Below are 22,992 nucleotides of genomic sequence, written 5' to 3'. Positions count from 1 at the left end.
GTTCCGATGAAAGAGCACTGATAAAAAACGGACAATCTAAAGTGATGAAATCCGGACAGCCTTCATTGGCGTTGACAGGAGTCGGGAACGGCGCGGCTGGAGCAGGCGGTAGAGGCTCCGACAAGCCAAAAAAGTCATTATCGACGAGGCGGGGCTAGCCCATTATACGAGGAATTTCAAAAGCCGCATCGAGGCTCTAGAGGCTCAAAACGCCGAGCGAAGGAACTAGCCGATGCCACCCGCTGTGAACGAGACATGCCTAGGGTGGGGCTGTTTGCTTGTTTATACAGCACTTCGATCAATTTTCTGCTTGCTGCTTCCAAGAGCATATTTCCCAAATCATTCCGGCAAGGGGAAGATTTTCACTCTTCCCCAATTGGGTTTTTCTTTCTTTATCGACCATGACACTTTTTGTACTTCATACCACTTCCACAATAGCACGGCTCATTACGACTAATTTTTTTTGTACGCCTAGGCATCAACGCATCTACCCCACGCGAAGGATTTACTTTTCTTATTTTCTGGTTCATTCCTCTAGCATCGTCAAAAATATGCGCATTCTTCTTAGTCCGCTCAGAAGGAACATAAATTTTAAAGTGTTGCGCCTTGTTATAGAGCTTTCCTGGGCCGACGTGAATTAGCACACCAACAGCGTCGGAAGACTTAGCACAAAGAGCAGATGCACTTGCCTTATCATTAATCCTTTGCCAATCAACAGCATACTCCGAGCTTTGCATCCAGACAAATAGTAGTTGACCATCGCCAGCAAATGCGAAGTAACGTACGAGTTTCTGCTCTATTGTTTCGCCCAAATCCGAAAGGACCTTGGCAAGATCCTTACGTGCTTGCTCTCCATAGTTGCGGATAAGACTCTCGGCTGAAAGCCAACCCGGCGCACGAGTAGTGTCGAGCGATCCAAGCAGCTTCAACAACTCATTCGGGAAATCCTGAGTCGGCATTGGGTTGTTCTCCCAATTCTCACCCCCGAAGCTCCTGTCCACCACATCGCTCATTCCATGCCACACCACTAAATCGGCTTCTCCGTCGCGCAATTGGTCAGCAATGTCATTATCAAAACGGTTCTTGGTTATGTACGCGCCTAGGTGATCGAATTCATCATAAAGATGAGCGCGCCTCATTCCAGCAACAGCCTGCCGCACTTCCATGTAGTGGGCGAACATCCCTGGTGTAGGCAGAATACGCTTGAGGACGAACAGGTCATCAATCGACATTGATACGAAGCCATATTTCCCGAGAAGTGGCTCGATCTGAGCCAAGTCCTTGCAAAAAGTCGAAAAGGGCGAGAATGACTCAACCGTGAGTCCTATGGGCACCATCACACGATAATCCGAGCGACGAACACGGCCACACTCTTGATAATCGCCATTCACTAGATTATAAAGTGGCACCTCGTCCGCAGAATTTAGGTAATCAAAAAAGCGCTCGCATTGCCTGTAAGCCTTAAGAACTAAGTCTTGTACGGACTGGGCGTGTCGTTTAAAATCGAGTGCAGGGGAAGCAATAGTTGCTGCCGCACCCGCTTTAGCTTCGACGAGGTAGAGCACATCATCGATTAGGATAAGCGTGTCATTTTCGGACCACTGTCTCGTCGTGGGATCCTTGTAATATATCTCCTTGTAGACTGTCGCTCCAGGCAGCTGCTCGGTAAGTATGTCTGAAAATGCCCCTTCGCTCATTACCTTCTGACGATTTTCGAAAGATTTCTTGTAGCCCGGTTTTCGCTTCAAAAGATTGAAAAGAAGTGCGCGATACCCTGCATCGCGGGTGAAACAGGGATCAACAGCGTAGTAATCCGAACCAAGCTTTATTAACGGCTTTTTGCGCGCAGGTAGTGTCCTGTAGGGGGTTCCTGAGAAGATGCCTTCAGCGAAAAACTCAGACTCTTCACCGCGTTGATAAGCCAAATCCGCTAATAGGGCCGCTGGTAAGTTTGTGTGACGACTGACATTGGCGATACCTCCTCTGAGCATATCGTCCGAGGCCAGCCTAGCGGCTTCTAATTTACCAGCATGTTCCTCAGACCATGTCTGTATAACATCTTCAAGAGGTTTTTTTTGCTTCGCAGCGAAAGCCTGTACAGCTTCGAACTGCTTTATCATTTCTTCCATGGCGTTCGCCTGCCCCGAACGGGTAGCGTTGGCCATATCTTGGAAGCCTTCCGAAATCTCAGTTGCTCCAGTACCATAAACCTCTTTCAGGACATCATCGTGTGGCGCAAGCACGTAGCTGTAAAATTCACCTTCTAAGACTTGATGGCGGTTTCCCCGGAGCATAACCCACGTCGATTTTACGTAAAACTCTATATCAGCCGTATCAGGGCCAAAGTCCTCGTTTCCTGTATCAGCAGATGAGGCCATCGCGAAACACATAGCTTGCTGTTGGAGTTTACGGCTAAGCTCTAACAATTCGACGCATTGCGCTTCATCGAATTCAACTTCGTCGGGAGCTGCGTCTGATGCAAGGACGGCATGCACGTACTCCAGTAGAAACTGGATTTCATTGGTCGTATTATCATCACTATCTACCAAAGTTGCACTGCCACCCAATGTTATTTTCATCACGCGCAGTGCATATATGTATGCAATTAGGTCATGGGGTGGCATGCTAACTATTAAAGCCCGCATAGTTGAGGCAGTCGACTCCATCGCTTTCAACAGAGTGGCGACTTCTTCCTTTCGTTTTTTTTTGATCGTTTCAGGCGTCATGATTTTTCCTTAATGACTGCGATTTTTGGGGACTGTGTGCTCAATGGCTTAGGGCAAAAGCGAGCGTTGAGTACAGTGCAATTTAAGTACAACTGGAGTTATTTTCTTTCCAATGCATTCGCGCTTCACAGGCCCTACAGAAAGGATGGGAAGACCACTTATTTTTCCAGAGATGTGGAAAGGGCCTCCACCTGTACCTGCCCTTTCCATGATCCCTGTCTCGTTACCGGCATTGGCAATCGGTGAGAGCGCCGGAAAATTCCAACACATAGGATTCCACCATTCATTGACCTGTATCTCGCCCACTGGAGCAGGGACGCGGGATAGCTTTGGCTGGCGAGATATCTTGTCCATCGCAGATTCACTTTACTGCCTTTACATACAGCAGTATAGCGCATTACAGGGTTTTATCATCTCTAGTAGCCACACTTAGGGTAAACGGCTTACGAGTGGCAGACAGCTTTATTTCACCCTTCAAATTCTTTCTCCGCAAAAGGCTTCACTGCCTTGTAGATGTAACTGCACAGTTTTAATGAGCCAGAAGGCGTTTTCTTATAATCCTGCATAATATCAGCCTGAGTTGGTATCCAAGAAATACTTTCTCTGATTCTTCTTGCTGCATCCCTGATCGAAAGATCAAGCATTTTCCTCTCCATGCGACCTCCATTGGCCGCCAAACTCATCAAGTCAAAACAAATATCTAAAGCTGGCTCATATTTAATCTTAGCTTCATCTAGTACAGCACAAGCCTGCTCAAGCTTATATAGCTTAGATACCGACTCTGCTAATTCATCTGAAATTTTTCTATTAAGAATCACCATAATTTCTCCGTTATAATTATTGAAAAAGAATCACTCTCCTAATCAACATACTTCCACACTTTTGAGAGTGAAACGAACAACAGCGTGGGAGTATGTGGGCGGGTATGGCTCTAGTGGTTTTTATTTACTCAGGAGAGCGAGTAAAACGAGTCGAGACTGTGTCAATAAAAACCGCGACGAGCAATGAGTAAATCTAGGGAGCCCAGGCGACCAAGATTTACGAAACCGCCCCTACACAAGCACTATTACAAATTTATATGTAAAACTATTTATATGCTAGATATAATAGTATATACTGGTAATATGATAAAGGCAAAGCATGTTATTTAAAACCTATAAAAGGTACACAAGAGATTATTCGCGGGATGTTTTTGAAGAAAAAACCTACTATTCATACTTAAATGAAGCGAAGGCTTTTATAAAATTTGTAACCGAAAACGATCTTAGCGATATTAAAAGCAATAAAGCAATGAAGCAGCATTTGGATGAAAATCATGAGCTTATATTAAATTACTTAAAAATTACTGCTTATAGCAAAAGCTCAAGCACCTGGAGAAAGCTAAGAAGAAGTCTCGAAGTCGCTTTTAAAGCCTCGAAATTGAGCGAACATGCGAAAAATATGAAAAATGTAAAAAATCCTGCCCCAATAAAAAGCAGGGCAAAAAATACAAATACAAAAAGAAGGATGCAAAAAATGGACGAAAACACATACCACACAGTCTTAAGAGACAGAATAAACAAAAAAGATATCGATGCTAGCTCTCTAATAATAATTTGCAAAAACCTTGGGATAAGGCCGTCAGAAGCTAAAGGTATTAAAATATTGAAAATTAACGCTGAAAGCATAATTGTCTATATACAGGGCGCAAAAAAAACGCTAGCTGGAAAAAGAAATGAAAAAAACAAACGAGGTATTGATAGATTGCTTAAAATAAATTATAACAAAAGTTTAGAGTATGCTCTTCTATCCATACAAGGCATCGACGACAAAAGAATAAAGGCTGCGCAGATGAGAATAAGCAGAACCTCAAGAAGACTATACCCCAACGCCAAAAAGCACTTTTGTTTATATTCTTTAAGATACCAGTATGGGAGCGACTTAAAAAAGTCACTCACAGTTAAAACACCAGAATCAAGAAAAAAAATAGCTGCCATATTGGGGCACAAAAACACATCAAGCATAAGCAGCTATGGTGACGCAGTATCGGGAAATAATAGCTTTACTCCACCTTCTATACATATAAAATGTTTAGCAGAAGTGAATGATAACTACGAAAAAAACAAACAAAATATAGAAGAGTTAAATTTTAACTTAAAAACTAATAACGAAAATATTAATAAGGGTTCGATAGATGGGCCGAATATAGGGTAACTCAAAACATGGTATCGCAAGGTGAGACCGGGGCCAACTTTTCGATCTCACTCAGCCAACAAAGTAGCTAGTAAAGTATAGCTCCATGGCCGTGACGCTCAGCCTCCCTGTCGAGCCAGTGCTCATCATGGACAATCATAATTTGATAGTCACCGATTGGATCAATTACCTTCATCGGTCATCGGCTATGGCTTGACCAGCTGAGACGGCGAAGATAGCAGAAGCCGTACCGATTAAAAGCCCTTTGGTAGTCATATAATATTTACCCTGGTGGGTTTTTAGGATCTTGCCGTAGCAGAGTAAACGCTCTGCCCACCACCGTAGTAGCTGGTCATCAGATGGTGGAAGGCCGCCCCACACTTCTCGTTGTAGAGAGGCTCATCGAAGCTCTCCGGCAATCCTCGGTCAAAGACGATCTCCAGGGTGCGGCGGACATCGCCCTTGGCTTGGGCCTTCTTCCGCCAATCCAGCACTAGTTTCTCCTTCTTGAGGGTCTCCAGCAGCTCCCGACACATGGCCTTCACTTGGGCCACCTCCTTGTCGGTCATCTCTGGCGCTGGCTTGGTGATGATGTCGAACAGCGCTAGCTCTTCCTCAGTGAGCCCCTCGCGGATCGCCCGCTGATCTTCTTCTTGCAGCTCCTCGGCAAACGCCATCAACTGCTGGAAGAGCGCTTCGATGTTCACGCTGCCGGAGTTGTACTTCTCGATTAGCACCTGGAGTTTCTCCATGAAGTCCGTTCGGCTGGGGTTCTTGGCTACCATGCTCTCCAGCTTCTGGTTCAGTAGTGCTCGCAGCTTCTCCGACTCGGTGCGCTTTTTACCCTTGTCGAACTTCTCCTTGAGCTTCTCGAAGTCGATCTGGCTGAGGTCGAAGAGCTTCTCCTCGTCCGATTCCTCAATGACATACGGCACCGGAGCGACCGACTGATCTAGCAGGTCGTCCACGTCCTTCATCACTTGGGAAATGTTCACTTCAGGCTCTAGCGCCTTGATCTTCTGGGCCAGCACCGAGAGCAGCACTGCATCGGGTGCCAACTCATTGGCGGAGGGGTCGGGGAGGATGGTGCGATAGACTCGGGAGGTGGCCCTGGCGAGGTTCAGGAAGGCTTTCTTGGTCTCCTCGCTCTCCAGCAGCCTCTCGACGGCGTCGTCCAGCAGGGCTACCTTGTCGAAGCCTCCTGCCGACTTAATCGCCTCGGGGTCTACCTGCTTCTCGATCAGGAAGGTGATCGCCTTGGCAATCAGGTGCTTGAGGTACTCCACCAGCTCCGCCTTCTGCTGGATCGGGCTGCTGCCGTCTTGGGGTGGCTGGTCCCCGTATCCTGCCGGTGATTCGCCTACCTTGGATGGGGCACCCCCATAGATGGCGAGCGCCTCCTGCAACTTCCTGAACACCCCGGCGTAGTCGACGATCATCCCCGCTTCCTTGCCGGGATACTTGCGGTTGGCCCTGGCAATGGTCTGCATCAGGGTGTGATTCTTCATTGGCTTGTCGAGGTAGATGGTCGAGCACGAGGGCACATCGAAGCCGGTGATCCACATGGCGCAAACGAACACCAGCCGCAGCGGGTCGCTGGCATCCTTGAACTTCTCGTCGAGGTCTTCCTCCACCATGCGCTTACGGTGAGGAATGATGTCGAGACCCTTGTCCGCCAGATCCTTCACTTCGTTTTGGCCTTGGGAGACCACCACCGCCATGTCGGCCTTCCCCAACACTTCGATCTTGTGCTTCAGTGCCTCCCGCTGCTCCTCAGGGGCAGATGGAAGCTCAGCCTGGAGACGGGCTAGGTAGGCCCTCCAGTAGGCCTGTACCTTGTCGTACATCTTCACGGCGGTGGCTTTGTCGATGCAGACCATCATCGCCTTGCCCTGATGACCCCTGCCGACGAAGTGCTGAACCAGATCCTCGGCGATGGCCTCCAGACGGTCATCACGGGTGATCAGGTGGTACTCACGGGCGAACACTCGCTCGACCTTGCGTTCCTGATCCTCGTCCAGTTCGGCATCCTCCAGTAGCCGGGTCAGGTCATCGTTCAGGTTGTCGTTGATCAGCTGTAGCTCGGGGATCCGGTTCTCGTAGTAGAGCGGCACCGTGGCCCCATCAGCGATGGATTGACCGAAGTCGTAGACCGAGATGTAGTCCCCGAACACTTCCTTGGTCTTCTCCTCACCGGCCATCAGCGGCGTCCCGGTGAAGCCCAGGAAGGCGGCATGGGGCAGGGCCGTGCGCATGTTCATCGCCAGAGTGTCGTACTGGGAGCGGTGGGCCTCGTCGGTGATGACGATGATGTCCTGCCGGTCGGAGAGCTTGGGGTAGGTCTCGCCCTGCTTGGTGCCGAACTTCTGGATCAGCGTGAAGACGTAGCGGTGATCCTCGCTGAGCAGCTGCTTGAGGTGGGCACCGCTCTCGGCATGGGCCTCCGCCTCGTTGACCGCGCCCGTGGCGGCGAAGGTCTTGTAGATCTGTTCATCCAGCTCGTTGCGGTCGGTGACGATCACGAACGACCAGTTGCCGGGGATGGTGCGGTGGATCTTCTGGGTGAAGAACACCATGGAGAGCGACTTGCCCGAGCCCTGGGTATGCCAGAAGACCCCCAGCCGACCGGCCTCACCGGTAGGGCGATCCTTTATTCGAAGTAGCTCTTCGATGGCCTTGTTTACCCCGAGGTACTGGTGGTTCTTAGCGATCTTCTTGAGGGTGCCACCTGCTGCTTCCTCGAACACCGTAAAGTTCTCAACGATGTCCAGCAGTCGTTCAGGTTCAGCGATACCCCGGATGGCGGTCTCCAGAGACACCACGCCCTTCTCTCCCTCGTCGTTGATCCGCTTCCACTCGAAGAGGTGCTCCCAGGGGGAGAAGGTGCTGCCCACCAGGGTCTCGGAGCCATTGGAGAGCATCACCACGGCGTTATAAGTGAACAGCTGGGGGATCACCGAGCGGTAGTCTCTCAAGTTACCGTCATAGGCGGACTTGAGGGTCTTGTGGCTGGCCTTCAGCTCCACGAACAGCAGCGGCAAGCCATTGACGAAGCCGACCAGATCGGTGCGCCGGGTATGCAGCTCACCCCGAATCCAGAACTGCGAAGCCAGCAGGAAGTCGTTCTCCTCGGGCTGGCTCCAGTCGATCACCCGCACCGTCTCGATAGCGGTGCCACCATCCTCCTCGAATACCTCTACCTTCACCCCATCCTTGAGGAGCCGGTAGACCTCCAGGTTGGCGTTCACCGCCAGCAGCTTGGAGCGGTCGTGGGTCAGCTCTTCGATAGCCTTCTCCAGGGCATCAGCGGGTAATTCGGGGTTGAGCTTCTTGAGGGCTTCCCGCAGCCTAGGTACCAACACCACATCCTGTTGGGTCTGCCGCCCCTCGCTCGATACCGTTCCCGACCACTCTCCGTATAGATTGGTGGTGTACCAGCCCAAGTCAGCGAACAGCTCGATAGCGGGCCGCTCGACCAAGGCATCCTCAGAGTAGTCAGACATCCTTTTCACCTTCTCTCCCGTGACCATCAGGTCGATACCCAACCCTGCTGCGCCAGGCGTGCATATGCCTTACGGATATGCTTAGGTTTCATCAGTTGCTTTTTTCGCTGATTCCACGTAGCCACTCGCTCACGAATTTTATCCAAGTCTCCCTGTATACCTGCCTCATGTGTTACCACCCAATGAACCGTGGAGAGCAACTCCATGCCGTAGGGTGTTTCAAACCCCTCAATAAGCTTCTTGACACGCTCCAAGTGAATTTCTGCCTCAGGCCTTCTCTCTAGATACGCCTTTGCCTGTTCCGCAGCCCGAGGCACCAAACGGATCTCTGCCTTGGTAGAGCGATCACCATAGCCACGTATAAAATGCCCCTCGATATGTTGAAGTGCATGGTTAAGGTTGTCCGCATAAGGGCCCAGGTAGTGCGGCTGATATCGAAGCCTCAACGGCTCGCCTGCTATTTGTAGGAAGTAGGCGAGTTTCTGAACCTCCAAAAGGCTATGGCGGTAGCCCTGTCGGCCATATAAATCCAGAAGGCGAATTAGCAGCGCTCTACCAGGAGTCATGTTCGGACGTTTGGTACGCACCGGCATATGCTCAACAGGAGGCGCCCCCTTTGGCTCAAATAGCAGCACATGGACATCGGGAAAATCAGCAAATGCAGCCTCAATCCGTAGTTTCACCTCAGACCAGTTCAGCCCGCCAAGCCCTGCACCAAGGGGGGGAATAGCAATGGACCGAATGTTGTAGCGCTTTACCTGCGCAACTAGATCCGTCAGCCCTGCTTCAATATCTTCCATCTTAGATTTTCCCTTCCAATGGCGCTTGGTAGGAAAGTTTATGATGTACTTAGGGTTGACCATGCTGCCGGTCTCGAATATAAGAACTTGGCCGGTACGCAGCTTATTTTCCTTGCAAACCTTAGCATAATGCGAGAAGTTTTCCGGGAATGCCTGTTTGAACTGCAAGGCGATACCTTTCCCCATAACTCCCACACAATTAACTGTATTGACAAGAGCCTCGGCATCAGCTTCCAGCAAGTTACCTTGTGTTTTTTTGATCATGACGCCACCTCAATAGTACCAGCCGGTTTTCACAGCAACCGGAATAGTCAAACCAAACTCCGCAAGTAGCACCTCGGCTTCGGCTTTCTTGCTTTGATTGACCACGCCTACTCCCCCTATTAAATCGATAGGAAAACGCTCATATACTAAAAGCTCCGCCTGACGACGGCGCTTACGGTCCGGGTCTTCGTTGGTATCTGCCCAAAAGCGGGCACCCATCAGTGACCAATCAACCTCATCCAGTTGGGCAGGATCATCATAGAAATCAGTGATCGCCATGATCCCGTGTCCGTCAGTAAAAACGAAGCCAAGCCCCGCAGCCTGCACAGCCTGAACCGTTGACACCAAGTGCACGATGGATTGCTGCCCGCCAGTAAACCCGTCCACGTTGCCTCTCGAAAGCGTGTATAGCATGGGTGACCGTGGCCCAAAGTAAAACGGCACATAGTCGTGCAGCACACCGCAGGGGCCACATGGTACCGACGTATGGGCACGACGATCCTGAATCGTCTGGTGTGCGATGTTAGTATAGCCTGCATCCTCCTGATCAAGCGCCCGCTTTGCCCGCAACTCGCCAGCCACAAGGATCATACGCAGGTTCTCGATAGGTGTGATATGAAAAATTGGGGTCGGATTCGGTGTCATAAGCATCAGCCCAAGTCAGCAAACATTTCTATGGTGGGCTGCTCGACCAGGGTGTCCTCGAAGTAGTCGTAAGCAGGGGATTGCAGGGGTGTCATGCGGCTTTAACCTCCTTGTCGTAGGGCTTGGAGATCTCGGGCACGTCTATCTCACCGGATACGAGCTTGGGGAGGAGCAGATCGCGCTGGGCGCGGAGGTTGGAGTTTTTCCGATGCAATTTCCGAATTAGTTCATAGATCGGTTTGCAGTGGCTCGAAAAGTCTTGCAGCACCTCGTCGCTGGGCTTCAGGAACGGAAGTGAATATGCTTGGTTTCTATTCAGCCCAGGTACGGCAGCATCGTTGTTCAAGAACCTCTGCCTTTTCAAGTTGAAAAAAGCGTACTCCAGAGGAAGGTCTGTCTTGAGATAATACACAGTATCAATTGGATAAAAGTCGTCCTCCGTCCAGAACAAGCTGCCGACATTACCTTTTCTTCCCAGAATTATTCCTGGCCCTTTAACCAAAGCCTTGCAATGGGTGCCCACCTCACCACTGGAGCCATAGACAGGATAAGGCCCTGACTTCCTGTCAGACTTTTTGAGAGCTTTACCGTAGGCAAGTTCAATGCAATCCTTTAGGCTACCGCACTCCCACTCCTTAGGAATCCTTCCAAGTTCACTCTCCTTAAAACCTGTCTTCTCATGCCCAGGGAAGCGGAAGAGAACGAACCACTCCTCGTACAACCGCCGGGCCATCTCCTCAAGGATTTCGATGCGGCGCGTGTTGTTCTCGACAAGGTCGTCATAGGCAGAGAGAATGGCAGCGATGGACTCTTGGATTTGCAAGTGAGGCACCAGCACAGGCACCTGGCTAAAAGAGGTTTTATTGATGATCGGCGTTGCTGCCCCACCTGCCAATGACTTTACTCCTGCTGATATATGGCGAAGCAAGTAGTAAACAAACTCAGGGCAGTGCTTTTCTTTATCGACAACAATGCTATTGATTTGCTGATTGGTAAAACTCTCCACCGATGTCAAGCAGAGCTTGCCAATGGTAGCGCCGATACAGACAAAGCATGGCGTTTTGGCTGGTAGCTTGATCCTTGATAGGCTCTCAGCGCCTTCTTCAGAAATCCCGCGCTCAGGCCAGATAGATCGATTAGAAAAGGTCATATCCGTCGGGGTGATGAACGGATAATGATCACCAAACAACTCAGGTTTGCTGGATGGCGGAGTCCTGCCCGTCACAACTCTTCCTAAGTCCTCAAGGATAAGCTGTTTCCAATCATGGAGTCCCGTGTTGATCACGCTGACACCTCCAGTAATCGGGCGACATTTTGGCCAATCTGGTCTTCAAGCTCTCTGGCTTCAGAATTCAGCACCTCCAACTCCTCAGCCAGCTCCTCAAGACGCTCATTAAAGTTCACATCTTCAGCTTCTCTCGCTGCTGCCCCGACATAGCGCCCAGGGTTCAGCGACCAGCCCTGTGCTTCGATCTCCCCCAGAGTGGCCACTTTGCAGAGCCCGGGCACATCGGTGTAATCCTCGCCCAGCCCCTTCTCGGCCAGCAGCGTCTCACTGCCTTGATCCAGCTCTACGGTTTCGCCACGGTAGAGGCGCACGATGTTGGCCAGGAACTCAACCTGTTCCGGTAGCCAATCGCGATGCGCCCGGTCGATCTGGCGGTATAGATGGCGAGCATCTATGAACAGCACCTTGTTGCCACGCTCGGTTTCGCTCTTGGCCCGGTCGAAGAACCACAGGGTGCAAGGCAGTGTGACAGTGTAGAAGAAGTTCGGACCCACCGAGACGATCACATCCACGGCACCGGATTCGATCAACTTCTGCCGGATGGTCTGCTCGCTACCTCGGGCATCACCTGCCGAGTTCGCCATGACAAAACCAGCACGCCCGGACGGCTTCAGCGATGCGTAGAAGAGCTGCATCCAGAGGTAATTGGCGTTATCGGTCCTGGGCATCCCGAAGGGAAAGCGTACATCGCCCTCCAGTCGCTCCTTATCCACCCCTGAGACGTTGAATGGGGGGTTGGCCATGACGAAGTCAAAGCGGCCACCCAAGCGGTCGGCTGCATAGAAGGGATCTTCGTAGTAGGTGTTGGACACCCGCACGTCACCAGAGAGGCCATGCACCGCCAGATTCATCTTGTTGAGGTTAACGGTGGTCTGGTCCTTCTCGGTTCCGAAGATCGAGATCTCGTCCATGGCCGTCTTGTGGTGGCGCTGCACGAAGTTCGCCGAGTGGACGAACATGCCGCCAGACCCACAGGCCGGGTCGAAGATGCGCCCATGGTATGGCTCAAGGATCTCCACGATTAGCTTTACGATGGACTCGGGGGTGTAGAAGACACCACCCTTCTGGCCTTCCTTGAGGGCGAAGTTGCCGAGGAAGTACTCGTAGACCTTCCCAAAGGCATCCCCTGACAGATCCACCGGGCCGAGCTGCTTGAGCAGTTCCATCAGCACCCAGTTATCCAGGCGCGTGTAGTCGCGTGGCAGGGCACCCTTGAGGTCGGTGTTCTCCTCCTCGATGGCCTTCATGGCTTCGTTGATGGCCTTGCCGATGTTGTCGCCCTCGGTGAGTGACAGGAGGTAAGAGAAGCGAGCGGTCTCGGGAAGGAAGATCACACCCTCGGCCAGGTAGTCGTCCTTGCTCACCTTGCGGCGGCCACCGGAGCCCACCGGCCCCAGCTTCTCCTCGGCGGCGGCATACTTTTTATCGGCATACTTCAGGAAGATCAGACCCAGGACAGGGGTCGAGAACTCAGCGGGCTTGAGACCGGTGTTGGCCCATAACTGGTCAGCAGCTGCCCACAGCCGTTTTCCTATGTCTCCATTGACCAAGGTCTTGCTCCATTTCGTTTTACTGAATTCATCATGATTTTTGAATGTCGCCAGCTTACTACAGCGACCCTGGCGGCTGCATGACGGCGTATGCAGTTGCAGACTGCCAGCGTCTTCGTGACGATTGCTATGATCCAGGACATCACCATGAAGGGGCTGGTCTCCTTGGTCGTGGATTCAGTTCGCTAGGTGTTAACCTTGGCGAATTGCATCTAGACGCTGGGAAAGCTTCCGTGACTCGGGGTGTTTCAGGCGGACTAACCTTCCAACTCGTCCTTTCGCGCTGTCCCATTTTTTGCGATTTTCTGGAGTCATTCCCTCTTTGCCGACAGCTTTCTCCAGGTTATGGACTGCCGAGCGAATTCTTTTTCGTTCATCCTTGTCAATTGTTGGCGAGCTTCCGGCTGTAACCAGTCCAGTGACTTCGAGCTTCTGTCCCTTGCGGCAGACGTGACTCTTTGAGCGTTTGGGGCGACAGCCCTTTGATGCCAGCATCCTATACACCTTGGCCCTGGCGTTGCCGATGGTGCTGTTTAGAATTTGGCGGTGCGACGAATAAGTCACATCGTCGACGAACCGGGAGTATGTCAGGCCTATGTTCCCGAGGTCTTCAACTAGCTGCGCTTCCTTGTCCCAGAATGCCAAATTGGCCAGGTAACTACTCGTTCTTGCGCCCTGTGGTACGACTCCATGGCGCGTCGTCAGATTCGTAAGTAACTCCGAAACCTCTGGAGAAAAGCCGAAGAACCTTAGCCAGGTCGTGAATACCAACTGCCTATCGAGGGAGGGGTAGAAATCAGCAATGTCGTCCAGCACCAAGATCGTGGCCCCAGTGTGCAGTGCTGCATTTGACACATGATCGCGAGGAAAGTCAGTGTCTCGAATGCCACCGTGCAGATATCGAGGGAAACGCACCTTGCGGAGAATCTTTTTGACGATCTGGTGCTGTATCCGCTTTAGCTCTGGATAAGCATCATAGGTCATCCGAGGGGTGCCATCTTTTTTCATTTGAGGAACTGGGCGATACGAGCCGGAAGCAACATTTGCGATGTCCTTCAGCTTCTCCGGGGGCGTATTCAGCAGAAGGGCGAGGTGTTCAGGGTCAATGATGGCGTTGTGAGGGTAGGTCGAAGTTAGCTCGCACCTTGATCTCATGCGGTCTCTCTCATCAAGTTCAGAGCAGCCGCAGAGAGCTTTTCCTTCAGCTCTGGAGAAAACCCTTTCAAGTCGCTATTTTCGGCTGCGAGGAAGAGAAGCAGCGTCATGGGAACATCCAGCCCTTTAGCGATATTCTCCAAGGAAGATAGGCCCGGATCTGACCGCTCACCCCGCTCAAGCAGCGAGAGATAGGAAACTGACACGCCAGCCCGCTTTGCTAACTCTCCTTGAGTCAGCTTACGCTGCTGGCGGCATAGCTTGATTGCGTACCCAATATTCATATCGCGCAACCAATCGGAAATCTTAAAGTAGTGGTTTGCTGTGTCACATCAAGTCCTCAAAAAGCGCCTTGATTCCTGGCAGATACTTCAACGCCTCACCTAGCTTGGCCAGAGCGGCACTCGCCCTAGCTGGCTTTGGATCGGTAGTCAGAGCTTCCTCCAGAATCATAATCGCCTCATTCAACCTATCAGTAACGCGAGCATCTACGTCGTCGTGCATTTCCGACTGTACCTGCTTCAGCAGAGTGACAGTCGTGATCAAACGTGCTTTATCCATCAAAAATACCTCGTTCGTTATCGGATTGGGCAATTGCCCCGCCGTCAAGCAATTGAGCCGATAAGGAACGCGTAGATGCTCCAGCAAACCACCGTTCAGCTCCTTGTTAAAGGAGCCTCCCGCCGTACAAGACTACTGGTCGCCGGGACGCCGGGCAGCAGGACCGTTGTGCGGCAAGTGAACCCTAGGTGAACAACTCCCTGGGTTGACCAACTAAGTTGGTCCGCTTGCAAGCTCAATCGAGGTAAATCAACACGTTTAAAGAGCACCTGGGTGGTACACCCAGCCTGTGGGACACACTAGCTGTAATTTTACTGGCAGTCAAATCCTGGTTGCGTGATGCAGCCAGCATACGGGTGAGTGGTTCAAGCGGGCTCAGAGGGGGAGAATTGAACGTTTGAACTCTCAATAGCACCCCCCCGTTGTCTGGGAATAGGCTTCCTACATTGCCGCCCACATCATCATGTAAGGCGCTGATTTAAAAAAAGATAGAGATGGTTGGCTAATTACATCATATCAGCCTACGTCTCTCACTTCCGGGCCAGCGATGAGAACCAACCCACCGACACAAAGCGGGCCAAAGCAGTGGGAAAGGCCCTCGGGGGGGGGGGAAGTCATCAATGATGGGGATGTAGACCAATGGCGTCAGGAGAACAGTGCCAACATTAAGTCTACAACGGAACGCTTCGACATCCCTTCGGCAACTGTTAAGCGAGCCTGTCGTTCAACCAAGGAGAGCCTCAATGCTTAATTAAAAAAACTATCGATTAGACGGAATCAATAGTTTAATTTTATAATGATCATCTTTGCGAATGGGGTGACTTTTTTGTCGATGGAAAGGCCATAGGATCTGGCTAGAAGAGTCCGTATTATAAGCCACAAAAATCATATGAGAGAATATAGTAAAGGCCACTCCATAGAGAAATGGCCTGTCGTATAAGCATCTTAAGATTCAGGACTTATGGCAACCCATCCGCTTGGCTTATTTTGATTATTAACTAAGCATATTTCAAGATAACCTGCGTCAACAAGTAAGCCAAGTAACGATCGCAGTTTTTTAGCGCTTCGATAGGCACTAGGCATACGCTTAAAATCATGAGCTGACAGCTGGCCGCCGAATTTCTCATGGATAGCATCCAACACCTCGCGTGCCTGAAATTCCCGCTGGTCGTCCTGAGCTTCCTCGACTTGCGAAGCCATGGATTGCAGGTAGTAGTCCATTAAAGCTACCGCCCTCTCTATGTGGGCTACTTGAGGATGCAGCCCTCCTTCTATGTATGAAAATATTGCAGCGATTCGAGCTGCGTTGTCCGCTGCCTTAGAGGCGAACCCCTTTACTAGAGACAGCCGGCCCGATTTTCCCAATTCGCGTTCAACCTTGTCGTGAAATTCAGCCCAAGCTCGAAAAGCATCGCCTTCAATTTTAGCCAACTTAGGTCTAAGCTCACCGGTCTCCTGATCAACGTCCAAAGGACGATTAACAACTTCTGCAAGCGCCTCCCAATAGTGACCTACGGCAGTTTCATGCTCGACGCCATAGCGTGGGTCTCTGTTCAAAAGGAAGCGACCACCTATAAGTGATGGCGCGCGCATAAAGAGGAAGCGGGCAAGAAATCCTTGTCCGGTCAAAAGCGGGTCACCCATGACCTGGGCAGCCACCACAGGTTGTAGCATCAAGTGAGCGGAAAGCCGCCGCCCAGCTAACACTCCTGATTCACCTACAGCGCCTCGAGTTCGGCTGATACTCCCACCATCCCATAATTTTGAAAGCGTGGCGATCGTTCGCCCCCGATTCTCCTCACGCATTCCATGGCCACCAAAGAACCCGACCCCTTCATCCGAAAACAATCCAGCACTGGGATGTCCCTCCTGAAAATGGCGGTAGATACCCTCTTGAGTTGGCTCCTCAAAGGTCATCTGGGGCCGTACCGGTGTACTTGGCTCGTTTAGCTCGTGGTCAGCAAGTAACTGAGCGAGTCTCTCCTGCTCATGGCTTTCAATAACTTTGTCAGATTTTCCTTTGGCCACACTCACCAATGATTGTCGACGCAAATGCCAAGCTTCATACTCTGCCTTATATCGGGCCGACTCTTCTCGTTGAAATTCACGCCGCACGCGCTCCCAATCTCGTACCGGGCGGAGTGATAAACGCTCTAAAGTGCTTTTCCTCTCACCACTCTCAGCGTCAGTAATGCAGAACAAGGAGGTGGGCCCCATGCCAATCAGACCGCGCGCTACATCCACATGCCCTTGCACCACTAATGCCGCCGCTGCCAATACAGACTGGCCCGCCATCCCTTCCGGGGCTTGCACGTGCCAAGCAAAGCGCTCGGCAGCCTCACCCAGCAACGGACCAAGCGCTTCCATAGGATATCTTGGAAGAGATGACCGGGACGCAAGCGGAAGAGGCCTAGGGTCCATATTTCTTGTCCCCTGCGTTGCTGGCTTCTTCGCTTCGTTGGCTGCTGAAAATGAGTACCGGGATGGTTCTTCTTGTGCAGCTGATACGTTACGAGGCATCGCAGCACGCCAAGCACTAGATAACGTAGCTTGGATCTCACCTTCATTTAAGCCAGTCTCCATCGCACCACGCGTCAGTGTCTCACGCACCTCAGACTCAGCCACGTGCCCTCCCTTAACTAGTCCGAAGAGGCCAAATGCTTCGCGGTTGAGCGTGTCATTCCGCTTACCTACGTCTGCGGCCCGAACAGATGAAGCAGCTTTCTCTAATGCACGAGATGCATACGTAATGCTACCCACTGAGGTTAACGGATTTTCTGGCGCCACCTTTGATTGCTGAGATGATTCCACCATATATGGCCCCAGGGAGTTGCGCAGTATCTGGCTGGTATGGCGGCGCCCTTGTAACACAGTGCGCACGGCAAATGGCTCATTTTTATGGTGCATGAATCCCGGTAATCGCACCACACGGGACAGGTCACAGACACTAGGGTCACTACCGCATGCACGTGCCAATGCCTGCTGCAACGGCTTGAATTCTTCGAGAGCGATCTCTCCTGGCTCCTGAGTCAACCAGTGACAATGGTACTTTCCAGGGGAGGTTTCTACCACTATGGTCGGCTTCGGCAGACCGGCGCCTTCTATGTAAGACAGCATGCTAGCTAACGTTTGCGGTTCGTCAAAATCGGCAAAGAGACCGCGCACAGAGGTAATGTTTTTTGCCTTCCTACCAGCCCCATCTGTGATGTTAAGGCAAAGGAATACCCCTGCACCTTGTTTGTTCAATACTATGAGCTGGCCATGTGTATCTCTAAGTGGACCATGAAATGTCTGTGCCAGATCACGCCGTTTTTTCTCCTTATCGTCAAAAGTTTGAAAAATAGAAAAATCACAACCGCCCAGAATCTTAATGAATTCATTTGCTGAGGATTCATTAACTTTAGCCACTGGGTGCATGTCATTTGAATTCTGGTTTTCTATGTCAGTCAGCTTTTCGCCGCATATGCTCATTGCAGCGCCCTCCCGTTCTCGGCCATTTCTAAGTCACCCCACATAACACGATAGAGGTGCTCATAGGCCCCATAAAGACGGTCGAAATTTTCTTTGTCGCTAATATCATCAGGGTCAACAGGCAACCACAGCATTCGGCTCCATGCAGCTCTAACTCTCCCACCGCTAAACCTTTCCTCTAGGTGGGTACGCGGGGTCAGGACCACACACACACTGTGTTTGACACCGTCATAGGTAATGTTTGCTACGTAGTCTGGGTTGACTATACTAATTTGATAGCACAGATCCATGATTCGCAAGAATATCTCCCGATACTCTAGTAACGTTTCATTGTGCTCAGGGCCACCATTAATAAAAGTCAACATTAGGCGGCCTCCTTCTCGCGACTTGCCTCGATCTTTGACTCGATCCAAGCAGTCACCTCTTCTTCCAGCCAAGCTACAGCACGCGGCCCTAATTGGATGGGCGGAGGGAACTCTCCCTTATTGATCAAACGATATAGAGCTGAGTCACTCAGCGTGGTGCGCTCGCGCACCTCAGGACGTTTCAGTAGTACAGCCATGCCATGGACCTCCGTGGTTTGTGATGGGCATGGCTGAAGGATGAATGGCTCACTTCCGAATGTATTTACAAATTTTCGACCATTTTTTGTAAATGGGATTTCATCTTGGAATAACTCCCCTCATCTAGATTGTAGTATGCATCGCGAACAGTCGAACCTGACATACCATATCTACTCCCAACATCACTAAAAAGGGCTGGTGCAATGGGATTAGCTTTGGGATCTTTGAGATTCCGAATAAACACATCAAAAGCTGCCAAATGCCGATCTGTAAGTCTTCGGTCTATTTTTCCAGCTCTCTTAGAAATAACTTCAACCCCAAGGTTTTGTCCAAAATGCTGACTTTCACCTTTTAGATATGAGGTTGCTGCGATCCCGAGGTAAAAAAACTGCACGTCATTGAGTGGATATGGTGGTTCTTCATCCCATTTATTCAAGGCCTTTATTGCATTTAGAAAATGGCCTTTATCAAGGCCGTGTTCAGAAATATCCTTGGAGATTTCCTTCGAAAATTCCACTTGTTTGAAGTAAACTAAGGAAGCCGCCTCCTTAAGAGTCCTTTTTTTATACACGTTACAACGATCATGCGGTTGCGAGGCATAGCAATACACAGCTTTAACTGCTTCGTCGATATTAATATAGTCTAGCTCCATCCACATGTTTTCTAGCCGTTCGTGCTGCATGCATAGCTTAATCCTCAGAAGCAAAGAATCAAGCTCGGCCTGAAGCTCTTCGAATGTATCGAACTCATCTTCTTCAATCATAATAGTCATCCGCAAAAATTCCGCATTTGTTCCGCAACATCTAGTCACTACCTACGAGTGTTTCCATCTTCCCGCAACTTCCGCAACTAAGCGCATCAATGAGAAAATTTCTCTCCATTGCTGTCTCGAAGGACTTCAAGATAATCGGCCCAGGCTTGCAACATTTCTCGACGCTGTTCAAGAAATTTAGTCCGGTTGTAGGCTCGCCCGTTGAAGTCTCTAACCACATGAGCCAATTGCTGCTCGATATATTTTTCTGGATAATTCAGGCGCTCGGCAAGGATTGTACGTGCCATCGCACGAAAGCCGTGGGCGGTCATTTTCCCTTTGAAGCCCATACTGTCCAGTGCGCTTTTAAGTGTGTTTTCGCTCATTGGTCGCTTGCTGCTTCGCAGCCCCGGAAATACGTATTGACCACGTCCTGTCAGTCCGTTCAGGTCTCGAAGTATCTGCACCGCTTGGCGTGGCATCGGCACGATCAGTGGTGGCGAACCTTTGCCAGGCTGGAAGGTCCAGGTAGCCGCCTCTAGGTCTATTGCATCCCAAGCGGCGTGTCGAAGGTCACCAGGGCGGACGAACACCAAGGAGACTAGTTTCAATGCCGCAATGGTTACGGGTTGGCCACGATAACCATCGATGGCGCGTAAAAGGGGTGGTAGCTCCTCGGGGTCCGTGATGGCTGCGTAGTGATTTACCTCGGGCTGACGCAATGCACCGCGTAGGTCGGCACTGGGGTCGCGTTCGGCCCGCCCTGTAACAATGCCATAGCGAAACACCTGGCCACACACTGTCTTCACACGGATAGCGGTTTCAAGATGCCCTCGCTTCTCGACCCTGCGCAAGCATTCCAGCAGCTCGGGAGCGGTGATATCAGCGATTGGGCGATTCCCCAGCGCCGGAAAGGCATCACGCTCCAGGCGACGCTTGTTCTTGTCGTAGTGGTCAGGCACCACCTTGTGCTTATGAACCTGCTCAAGCCATTCGATGGCCACTGCGCGGAAGGTGTTGGTAGCGGAAGCCTTGCCCTCCTGCTTGGCAATTTTCTTCGCGGTACTAGGGTCCAGCCCCTGCACGAGCAGCTCTTTAGCCTTGTCGCGGGCCGTCCTGGCCGCCTTCAACGACACTTTCCCCTTTCCCTCGCCATAAACGCCAATGGCCAAGCGTTTCTCTTTGCCATGAATGCGGTACTTCATCCTCCAATACTTTCCCCCCTTCGACGTCACCTCCAGGTAAAGCCCCCCGCCATCAGCAAGGCGATACGTCTTAGGGTTCTCAGGATCGGGAGCAGCGGTACGGGCTTCGACCGCTGACAGCTTATTCAGCTGGCGTGCATTACTCATGGGGGCACCTATAGCCGGGGGATTAAAATGCCCCCTTATGTGCCCCCATATTAAGTGGGATGTCAAGGGAATTCCTGGGAACATCAGGCAGAAGAAATCGCTTTCATACAATGCCTTGCGGTGCTTTGCGTAGCCTCTGGGACTGTATGAAAGCTGAATTTGGTGGGCCCAGCTGGACTCGAACCAGCGACCAAGGGATTATGAGTCCCCTGCTCTAACCAACTGAGCTATAGGCCCTTGCTTGCGCGGGCGTATGATAGCGAATGCCGAACAGCAGGGCCAGAGACATGTGATACTCTAAGCCTGGGGTCAGTGAACTTACCGACAGCTCAGGCGACTAAGTGGCGTGGGATGGCGTCTATCCGCCATCGTACACACGGAATTTTTCGCTCAAAGGAGTTCTTTCATGACATCTTCCTATCCCCGTAATCCCGCGCTTCTTGGTCTTTTGGTCGCCGGTGGCCTCGCCTTCGGCGGCAGCGCCATAGCGGCGCCGGATGGCCTGTACTCCACCGAGGAGCTGCTTGATGCCGATGTCTACACCCAGGCCAACCCTGATGAGGAAATCGGCGAAGTGGAAGACATCCTGCTCGACAATGACATGCAGATACGTGCCCTGGTAATCGATACCGGCAACCTGCTCGACATGGGTGAGAAGCAATATGTCTTGGAAACCGGCCAATTCACCGTCGAAACCCAAAACAGCGATGATCTCGACGACATGGAATATCGTGTATTGGTCGACATGAGCGAGGAAGAGGTCACCCAGCAGCCGGAGTACACCAATGACTGGTGGCAGAATGCGCGCCAGAGCACCCAAGAGGCCTGGGAGCAGACCAAAGAGGGTGCCGCCAGTGCCTGGGAAAACACGCAGGAAGGCGCCACCAAAGCGCTGGACCGCATCGGCGCAGCATTGGAAAACGTCGGAGAGCGCACCCAGGAAGCGGCTTCAGAGTAACCCCGCCTTCCCGATGGCCACTTAACCATTTAGCCGAAACCTTAATTGGCAGCAACGCAAGCAGCCCGATCCCCGGATCGGGCTGCTTGCGTTTATCAGTGCCCCTTTCTCTACCTCACTCCTCGACCACTCTCCCCCGACAAAGCTCACCGCCCCCGCTCTCCGGCTAACACGGGGTGTGGTGAAAGCTCGCATTTCAAAAAGTAAATAATTCCATTAGACTCAAAATATCATTTGATAAAAATTATCACTCAAGGTGGTGAATCGCATGGAATATCCTTCTCGATGCGTGTGGACACATGCCATAGTCGTTGCCGCCGCGTCCATACGCTGGTACTGATCGACGGACGCCGACGGAATGCCGCCGGCAGCGTGACGCCCAATGGTTTCGGTGAAACGTCCACCCGTTTCTTCCCGCCGGTCTCGAGCATTGAACGTATCGAGGTGATTCGGGGGCCGATGTCGACGCTGTACGGCTTCGATGCCATGGGCGGGGTCATCAATATCATCACCAGCCGCATGGGGCGTGAATGGACCGGCTCAGTGGGAGTGGAAACCACCGTCAATCAGGACGACGACTTTGGCGATAGCCGGGCCATCAACTTGTAAACCAGCATTCCGTTGGTGGCGGACCGGCTTGGGCTGCAGCTGCGAGCCGGACCCGGGCACGGCCAATGGCTACGCGGACGAGTTGCGCTTCGAGCGTGAACCGCTGGCCATTGGCCACACGGGACGCTTTGCCAGCGGCACATTGGAATCGAGCGTGATGCACAACACCACCTCGACCGAAGGGCGCACTATCCCGGGCACAATCGGCGAACCCTATGCCGGTTTCCCCTCGATCATTGGTGGCCAGCCACGCGAACTGGAAACCCACAACCGGGTGATCGACAGCAAGTTCATCGTGCCGCTGGGCGATCATGTCGCGACGTTTGGCGGCCAGTGGTGGGATGCTGAACTCGATGACGGCCTGGCGACCGAGGCCGTCACTCGGGGTATCGAGCTATCCAGCCGCATCCAGTTGGCCCTGGCGTGGAATCTCGGCGCCAACTGTTCCTACACCGACAGCGTGCAGAAGCGCGGCGATTTCAAGGGCCTATTCATTGTTCCACCTGGGTTGCAATTACGCCGTCTCCGACAACGTCACGCTCAGCGCCACCCTCTATAACCTGCTCGACAAGGACTTCGTCGACTATCGCGCCTACTGGGACGGCAGCCGTTACGGCAATGTGT

19 protein-coding genes and 1 tRNA gene are annotated in these 22,992 nt (G+C 51.7%); 4 read left to right on the top strand and 16 right to left on the bottom strand.

Translation table 11 applies throughout. The features are described from left to right. Nucleotides 1-392 precede the first annotated feature (392 nt). Together KG088_RS14270 and KG088_RS14265 are read right to left on the bottom strand one after the other, a co-directional pair. Complete coding sequence (locus KG088_RS14270; protein ID WP_213826426.1) at nt 393-2,726, bottom strand: YecA family protein; 2,334 nt, start codon at nt 2,724-2,726, stop codon at nt 393-395. 467 nt (nt 2,727-3,193) lie between these two features. After that, nucleotides 3,194-3,547 carry a hypothetical protein gene (locus tag KG088_RS14265; RefSeq protein ID WP_213826424.1) on the bottom strand — a complete coding sequence of 118 codons (354 nt, stop codon included), beginning with the start codon at nt 3,545-3,547 and terminating at the stop codon, nt 3,194-3,196. A gap of 319 nt (nt 3,548-3,866) precedes the next feature. Between KG088_RS14265 and KG088_RS14260 the strand changes: the two genes are divergently transcribed. After that, the gene (locus tag KG088_RS14260; protein ID WP_213826422.1) at nt 3,867-4,919 is read left to right on the top strand and encodes a site-specific integrase; all 1,053 of its coding nucleotides are present in this window, start codon (nt 3,867-3,869) and stop codon (nt 4,917-4,919) included. A gap of 278 nt (nt 4,920-5,197) precedes the next feature. On the opposite strand, the gene KG088_RS14255 is transcribed toward KG088_RS14260, so the two are convergent. The 14 genes from KG088_RS14255 to KG088_RS14190 form a co-directional block, all read right to left on the bottom strand. Further along, entirely contained in the window at nt 5,198-8,401 is a 3,204-nt protein-coding gene (locus KG088_RS14255; protein WP_213826420.1) for a type I restriction endonuclease subunit R, read from the bottom strand. A gap of 26 nt (nt 8,402-8,427) precedes the next feature. Beyond that, a complete protein-coding gene (gene darG, locus KG088_RS14250; RefSeq protein ID WP_213826418.1) occupies nt 8,428-9,465 on the bottom strand; it encodes a type II toxin-antitoxin system antitoxin DNA ADP-ribosyl glycohydrolase DarG in 1,038 nt (345 codons plus the stop codon). A 9-nt stretch (nt 9,466-9,474) separates the two neighbouring features. Further along, nucleotides 9,475-10,116 carry a type II toxin-antitoxin system toxin DNA ADP-ribosyl transferase DarT gene (darT, locus tag KG088_RS14245; protein ID WP_213826416.1) on the bottom strand — a complete coding sequence of 214 codons (642 nt, stop codon included), beginning with the start codon at nt 10,114-10,116 and terminating at the stop codon, nt 9,475-9,477. Between the two features lie 85 nt (nt 10,117-10,201). After that, the gene (locus KG088_RS19970) at nt 10,202-11,395 is read right to left on the bottom strand and encodes a restriction endonuclease subunit S (protein WP_213826414.1); all 1,194 of its coding nucleotides are present in this window, start codon (nt 11,393-11,395) and stop codon (nt 10,202-10,204) included. Continuing rightward, entirely contained in the window at nt 11,392-12,948 is a 1,557-nt protein-coding gene (locus tag KG088_RS14235) for a type I restriction-modification system subunit M (protein WP_213826412.1), read from the bottom strand. The genes KG088_RS19970 and KG088_RS14235 overlap by 4 nt, the downstream gene beginning before the upstream one ends. 192 nt (nt 12,949-13,140) lie before the next feature. Next, on the bottom strand, nt 13,141-14,103 hold the full coding sequence (locus tag KG088_RS14230; RefSeq protein ID WP_213826410.1) for a reverse transcriptase family protein: 963 nt from the start codon (nt 14,101-14,103) through the stop codon (nt 13,141-13,143). Then, on the bottom strand, nt 14,100-14,387 hold the full coding sequence (locus KG088_RS14225; protein ID WP_213826408.1) for a helix-turn-helix domain-containing protein: 288 nt from the start codon (nt 14,385-14,387) through the stop codon (nt 14,100-14,102). Before KG088_RS14225 ends, KG088_RS14230 begins: the two co-directional genes overlap by 4 nt. Before the next feature lie 43 nt (nt 14,388-14,430). After that, a complete protein-coding gene (locus KG088_RS14220; protein ID WP_213826406.1) occupies nt 14,431-14,664 on the bottom strand; it encodes a hypothetical protein in 234 nt (77 codons plus the stop codon). Between the two features lie 945 nt (nt 14,665-15,609). Further along, nucleotides 15,610-18,135, bottom strand: coding sequence for a DUF3987 domain-containing protein (locus tag KG088_RS14215; RefSeq protein ID WP_213826405.1), 2,526 nt, complete (start codon nt 18,133-18,135; stop codon nt 15,610-15,612). After that, a complete protein-coding gene (locus KG088_RS14210; protein WP_213826403.1) occupies nt 18,132-18,500 on the bottom strand; it encodes a hypothetical protein in 369 nt (122 codons plus the stop codon). The genes KG088_RS14215 and KG088_RS14210 overlap by 4 nt, the downstream gene beginning before the upstream one ends. Next, nucleotides 18,500-18,697, bottom strand: a complete 198-nt coding sequence (locus tag KG088_RS14205; RefSeq protein ID WP_213826401.1) for a helix-turn-helix transcriptional regulator — start codon at nt 18,695-18,697, stop codon at nt 18,500-18,502. Before KG088_RS14205 ends, KG088_RS14210 begins: the two co-directional genes overlap by 1 nt. 65 nt (nt 18,698-18,762) lie before the next feature. Then, nucleotides 18,763-19,461: a hypothetical protein gene (locus KG088_RS14200; RefSeq protein ID WP_213826399.1), complete on the bottom strand. Its 699-nt coding sequence runs from the start codon at nt 19,459-19,461 to the stop codon at nt 18,763-18,765. A gap of 95 nt (nt 19,462-19,556) precedes the next feature. Beyond that, the gene (locus KG088_RS14195) at nt 19,557-20,801 is read right to left on the bottom strand and encodes a tyrosine-type recombinase/integrase (RefSeq protein ID WP_213826397.1); all 1,245 of its coding nucleotides are present in this window, start codon (nt 20,799-20,801) and stop codon (nt 19,557-19,559) included. A gap of 160 nt (nt 20,802-20,961) precedes the next feature. Then, a tRNA-Ile gene (locus tag KG088_RS14190) sits at nt 20,962-21,038 on the bottom strand. 169 nt (nt 21,039-21,207) lie between these two features. On the opposite strand from KG088_RS14190, the gene KG088_RS14185 reads away from it, so the two are divergent. The 3 genes from KG088_RS14185 to KG088_RS19640 all read left to right on the top strand — a co-directional run bounded on the left by KG088_RS14185 (nt 21,208) and on the right by KG088_RS19640 (nt 22,927). Then, nucleotides 21,208-21,759 (top strand): PRC-barrel domain-containing protein, encoded by a 552-nt coding sequence (locus tag KG088_RS14185; RefSeq protein ID WP_213826395.1) that lies wholly within the window; start codon nt 21,208-21,210, stop codon nt 21,757-21,759. A 285-nt stretch (nt 21,760-22,044) separates the two neighbouring features. Then, nucleotides 22,045-22,368, top strand: a complete 324-nt coding sequence (locus tag KG088_RS14180) for a TonB-dependent receptor plug domain-containing protein (RefSeq protein WP_213826393.1) — start codon at nt 22,045-22,047, stop codon at nt 22,366-22,368. A gap of 28 nt (nt 22,369-22,396) precedes the next feature. After that, the gene (locus tag KG088_RS19640) at nt 22,397-22,927 is read left to right on the top strand and encodes a hypothetical protein (RefSeq protein ID WP_250148274.1); all 531 of its coding nucleotides are present in this window, start codon (nt 22,397-22,399) and stop codon (nt 22,925-22,927) included. Nucleotides 22,928-22,992: the final 65 nt, after the last annotated feature.

Origin of the sequence: Halomonas jincaotanensis, assembly GCF_018448785.1 — a bacterium.
Taxonomy (GTDB): Bacteria; Pseudomonadota; Gammaproteobacteria; order Pseudomonadales; family Halomonadaceae; genus Halomonas; species Halomonas jincaotanensis.
The sequence above is the reverse complement of the archived record's forward strand: the minus strand, read 5'-3'. Positions and strand labels throughout refer to the sequence as shown.

Coding starts and splice junctions, on each gene's coding strand:
- KG088_RS14270 (WP_213826426.1), bottom strand. CDS start 2,726: ATGACGCCTGAAACGATCAAAAAAAAACGAAAGGAAGAAGTCGCCACT.
- KG088_RS14195 (WP_213826397.1), bottom strand. CDS start 20,801: ATGAGTAATGCACGCCAGCTGAATAAGCTGTCAGCGGTCGAAGCCCGT.
- KG088_RS14260 (WP_213826422.1), top strand. CDS start 3,867: ATGTTATTTAAAACCTATAAAAGGTACACAAGAGATTATTCGCGGGAT.
- KG088_RS14180 (WP_213826393.1), top strand. CDS start 22,045: ATGCGTGTGGACACATGCCATAGTCGTTGCCGCCGCGTCCATACGCTG.
- KG088_RS14200 (WP_213826399.1), bottom strand. CDS start 19,461: ATGATTGAAGAAGATGAGTTCGATACATTCGAAGAGCTTCAGGCCGAG.
- KG088_RS14205 (WP_213826401.1), bottom strand. CDS start 18,697: ATGGCTGTACTACTGAAACGTCCTGAGGTGCGCGAGCGCACCACGCTG.
- darG (WP_213826418.1), bottom strand. CDS start 9,465: ATGATCAAAAAAACACAAGGTAACTTGCTGGAAGCTGATGCCGAGGCT.
- KG088_RS14215 (WP_213826405.1), bottom strand. CDS start 18,135: ATGAGCATATGCGGCGAAAAGCTGACTGACATAGAAAACCAGAATTCA.
- darT (WP_213826416.1), bottom strand. CDS start 10,116: ATGCTTATGACACCGAATCCGACCCCAATTTTTCATATCACACCTATC.
- KG088_RS14255 (WP_213826420.1), bottom strand. CDS start 8,401: ATGTCTGACTACTCTGAGGATGCCTTGGTCGAGCGGCCCGCTATCGAG.
- KG088_RS14230 (WP_213826410.1), bottom strand. CDS start 14,103: ATGAGATCAAGGTGCGAGCTAACTTCGACCTACCCTCACAACGCCATC.
- KG088_RS14265 (WP_213826424.1), bottom strand. CDS start 3,547: ATGGTGATTCTTAATAGAAAAATTTCAGATGAATTAGCAGAGTCGGTA.
- KG088_RS14210 (WP_213826403.1), bottom strand. CDS start 18,500: ATGTTGACTTTTATTAATGGTGGCCCTGAGCACAATGAAACGTTACTA.
- KG088_RS14185 (WP_213826395.1), top strand. CDS start 21,208: ATGACATCTTCCTATCCCCGTAATCCCGCGCTTCTTGGTCTTTTGGTC.
- KG088_RS14220 (WP_213826406.1), bottom strand. CDS start 14,664: ATGGATAAAGCACGTTTGATCACGACTGTCACTCTGCTGAAGCAGGTA.
- KG088_RS14225 (WP_213826408.1), bottom strand. CDS start 14,387: ATGAATATTGGGTACGCAATCAAGCTATGCCGCCAGCAGCGTAAGCTG.